Annotated in this window: 3 protein-coding genes; all 3 read left to right on the top strand. The window is 64.7% G+C overall.

The window, feature by feature from the left end:
• The first annotated feature begins 26 nt into the window (after window positions 1-26).
• Window positions 27-2,699, top strand: a complete 2,673-nt coding sequence (gene alaS, locus A2J01_RS32800; RefSeq protein ID WP_030536427.1) for an alanine--tRNA ligase — start codon at window positions 27-29, stop codon at window positions 2,697-2,699.
• A 2-nt stretch (window positions 2,700-2,701) separates the two neighbouring features.
• Complete coding sequence (gene ruvX / locus A2J01_RS32795; protein WP_156519475.1) at window positions 2,702-3,235, top strand: Holliday junction resolvase RuvX; 534 nt, start codon at window positions 2,702-2,704, stop codon at window positions 3,233-3,235.
• Window positions 3,232-3,822: endolytic transglycosylase MltG (locus A2J01_RS32790; RefSeq protein ID WP_197494352.1), on the top strand; the 591-nt coding region annotated here is incomplete at its 3' end. The genes ruvX and A2J01_RS32790, both read left to right, overlap by 4 nt.

Here is a 3,822-nt window from a genome sequence, read left to right as displayed (position 1 = left end):
ACGCTCTTGAAGGTAAGGACCGGTTAGTGCAAACCCACGAGATCCGCAGGCGATTCCTCGACCACTTCGTCAAGGCCGGCCACACCGAGGTGCCCAGCGCCTCGCTGATTCTCGACGACCCGAACCTTCTGTTCGTCAACGCGGGCATGGTTCCGTTCGTGCCGTTCTTCCTCGGGCAGCAGACGCCGTCCTACTCACGGGCGACGTCCGTGCAGAAGTGCGTCCGCACCCTGGACATCGAAGAGGTCGGCATCACCACCCGCCACAACACCTTCTTCCAGATGGCGGGCAACTTCTCCTTCGGTGACTACTTCAAGAAGGAAGCCATCTCCCACGCCTGGCAGTTGCTGACAGGTTCGGTCGAGGACGGCGGATACGGCATCGATCCCACGCGCCTGTGGGCCACCGTCTACCTCGACGACGACGAAGCATTCTCGATCTGGCGCGACGAGGTAGGAGTGCCCGAAGAGCGCATCCAGCGCCGCGGCATGAAGGACAACTACTGGTCCATGGGCATTCCCGGGCCGTGCGGCCCCTGCTCGGAGATCTTCTACGACCGCGGCGCCGAATACGGCGTCGAGGGTGGCCCCGAAGCCGACGAGGATCGCTACATCGAGATCTGGAACCTCGTGTTCATGCAGAACGAGCGCGGCGAGGGCACCAACAAGGGCGACTACCCGATCCTCGGACCGTTGCCGAAGAAGAACATCGACACCGGCATGGGCGTCGAGCGCGTTGCGTTCCTCCTGCAGGGCGTCGAAAACGTCTACGAGACAGATCTTCTCCGCCCCGTCATCGACAAGGCCGCCGAACTGACCGGCAGTGTCTACGGGACCGACCACACTTCAGACGTCCGTTTCCGCGTCATCGCCGACCACGCACGCACCGCAGCGATGTTGATCGCCGACGGTGTGAACCCCGGCAACTACGGCCGCGGCTACGTCCTGCGCCGGTTGCTGCGTCGCATCGTGCGTTCGGCCAAACTGCTCGGCAGCGAGCAGCCCACCATGCGCGAGTTCATGGTCGTCGTCCGCGACACGATGGCGCCGTCGTACCCGGTTTTGGAAACCGACTTCACGCGCATCGAGAACGTCGCCGTCGGCGAGGAGACCGCGTTCCTCAAGACGCTGGCTTCGGGTTCTGCTCTGTTCGAGAATGCTGCCGAGACGGTCAAGTCGTCCGGAAAGTCGGTCATCGCCGGCGATCAGGCATTTGCACTGCACGACACCTACGGCTTCCCGATCGATCTCACGCTCGAGATGGCGTCCGAGGCCGGTCTCACCGTGGACGAGGACGGCTTCCGCACGCTCATGGCCGAGCAGCGCAAGCGCGCCAAGGACGACGCTCAGGCTCGTAAGCACGCCCACGCCGACCTCACGGTCTACAAGGAACTGCTCGACCGAGGCGCCACCGAGTTCACCGGTTTCGACGAGCTGGTCTCCGAGGCTCACGTCCTCGCACTGATCGTCGACGGCGTCCGTGTCCCGGTCGCGAAGGCCGGTCAGGACGTCGAGGTCATCCTCGACCGCAGCCCGCTCTACGCAGAGTCCGGTGGACAGATCGCCGACATCGGTTCGCTCACCGCGCCGGGCCTCGAAGCCAAGGTCAACGACGTACAGAAGATCGCCAAGAAGGTCTGGACGCACAAGGTGACGGTGCAGAAGGGCGAGATCACCGAGGGCGACGTCGTGCTCGCGCACGTCGACGCCGAGTGGCGCAAGGGTGCAACCCAGGGGCACTCCGGTACCCACATGGTGCACGCGGCGCTGCGTCAGGTGCTCGGCCCCAACGCGGTGCAGGCAGGCTCGCTCAACAAGCCGGGTTACCTCCGCTTCGACTTCTCCTGGCAGGGCGCGCTGTCCGACTCCCAGAAGCAGGACATCGAGGCACTCACCAACGAAGCCGTGGCGTCGAACTACGCGGTCAACACATTTGTCACGGATCTCGACAAGGCCAAGGCGATGGGTGCGATGGCACTCTTCGGTGAGAACTACGGCGACGAGGTTCGTGTCGTCGAAATCGGCGGCCCGTTCTCGATGGAACTGTGCGGTGGCACTCACGTCGGAAGCTCCGCACAGATCGGTCAGGTAACGCTGCTCGGTGAACAGTCGGTCGGCTCCGGAATCCGACGCGTCGAGGCGTACGTCGGTTTGGACTCCTACCGCTACCTCGCCAAGGAACGCGCGCTCCTGGCCGGACTCTCCTCCTCGCTGAAGGTTCCTTCGGAAGAGGTGCCCGCCCGCGTCGAGGCGCTCGTCGAGCGACTCAAGGTGGCCGAGAAGGAACTCGAACAGACAAAGGCCAAGGCAGTGCTGGCGTCAGCAGGCGAGTACGTCGCCAAGGCCAAGCGCATCGGCAGTGTCCTCGTCATCGCCGAGCCTGCTCCCGCCGGAGTCGGCGGAAACGACCTGCGCAGCCTCGTCACGGACATCAAGGGTCGCCTCGGCTCCGAACCTGCCGTCGTAGCTCTGCTCGGTGACGTCGACGGCAAGGTTCCGTTCGTGGTCGCCTCGAGCAAGGCAGCTCAAGGTCTCGGTGTGAAGGCCGGTGAGCTGGTCGCGTCGTTCGGTCCCAAGATCGGCGGCCGCGGCGGCGGAAAGCCCGACATGGCCCAGGGTTCGGGTTCGGACTCCGCAGGAATCCCGGCGGCGCTCGATGCGATCCGGGACAGAGTCGGAGAGCTGGCGGGCGGCAGCTGACGGTGATGGCTACGCAGCAGGGTCCCGATCGCCCCGGCATCGACGACCCTGGTCGCGGGCGGCGCATCGCCATCGACGTGGGCAGTGTTCGCATCGGCGTCGCGTCCAGCGACCCCGACGGCATCCTCGCGACACCGGTGGAAACGGTTCCACGCTCGAAGGAGCGTGGGCCCGACGCGCCGGATATCCGGCGCATTATCGCCATCGTGTCCGAATACGAGGCCGTTGAGGTTATCGTCGGACTGCCACAGACGCTGCGCGGTGAGCAAGGTAAAGCCGCCGGTATCGCGACTGCATTCGCCAAACGACTGCAGCGGGCCGTCGAACCGATCCCGGTGAGACTGTCCGACGAACGACTGACGACCGTCACGGCTGCGCGCAATCTCCGCGAAAGTGGAGTCAAGGCACGCGGTCAGCGACCGATGATCGATCAGGCTGCGGCGGTGGAAATCCTGCAAGGCTGGCTGGACGAGCGGAGTAGAGCTGTGAAACCAGGGGAGTCGTCGAAGGACGCTGCACTGGAGGGCGATCTGTGAACGCGCGGTGGGATGAGGGCGGCGGAAGCCGGCCCACCAGTTCGTTCGACTTCGACAACGACGAGACCATGGTCATGCGTGCACTGCCGCAGAACATCGATCCGCCGCATATGTCGCGAGCCGAGGCACGCAAGCAACGCGAAGCGCGCAACAAGCGCGCCAAGCGTGGCAAGAAGGTCGGCGTTCTCGCCCTGCTGGTGTTGGTGATCGCAGTCCTCGGTGTCGGTGCATACGGCGCTCTCTGGTACATGGATCGCAACAAGACCGCGGAGGATTTTGCCGGCCCCGGCGGCGCACCCGTGGTCATCCAGATCAACAGTGGAGAAACTGCATCGGAGATCGGTGCGACGCTCGAGGCGAAGAACGTCGTCGCGAGTTCCGCTGCTTTCTACAACGCGGCGATCGCCAATCCGTCTGAGATCCAGAAGGTGCAACCCGGCTTCTACCAGGTGCCGGTGCAGAGTAGCGCCGCGAGCGCACTCGACACCTTGGTTGCCCCGGACTCCCGAGTCGGCAGTGTTGTCATCGCCGAAGGGCGTCAGCTGCACGACAGTTCGGACGCGCAGACCGGCTCGCTCAAGAAGGGC

Origin of the sequence: Rhodococcus sp. EPR-134 (genome assembly GCF_001647205.1) — a bacterium.
Classification (GTDB): domain Bacteria; phylum Actinomycetota; class Actinomycetes; order Mycobacteriales; family Mycobacteriaceae; genus Rhodococcus_F; species Rhodococcus_F qingshengii.
Note: the sequence above shows the minus strand (reverse complement) of the source record. Positions and strands in the feature narration are given on the sequence as shown.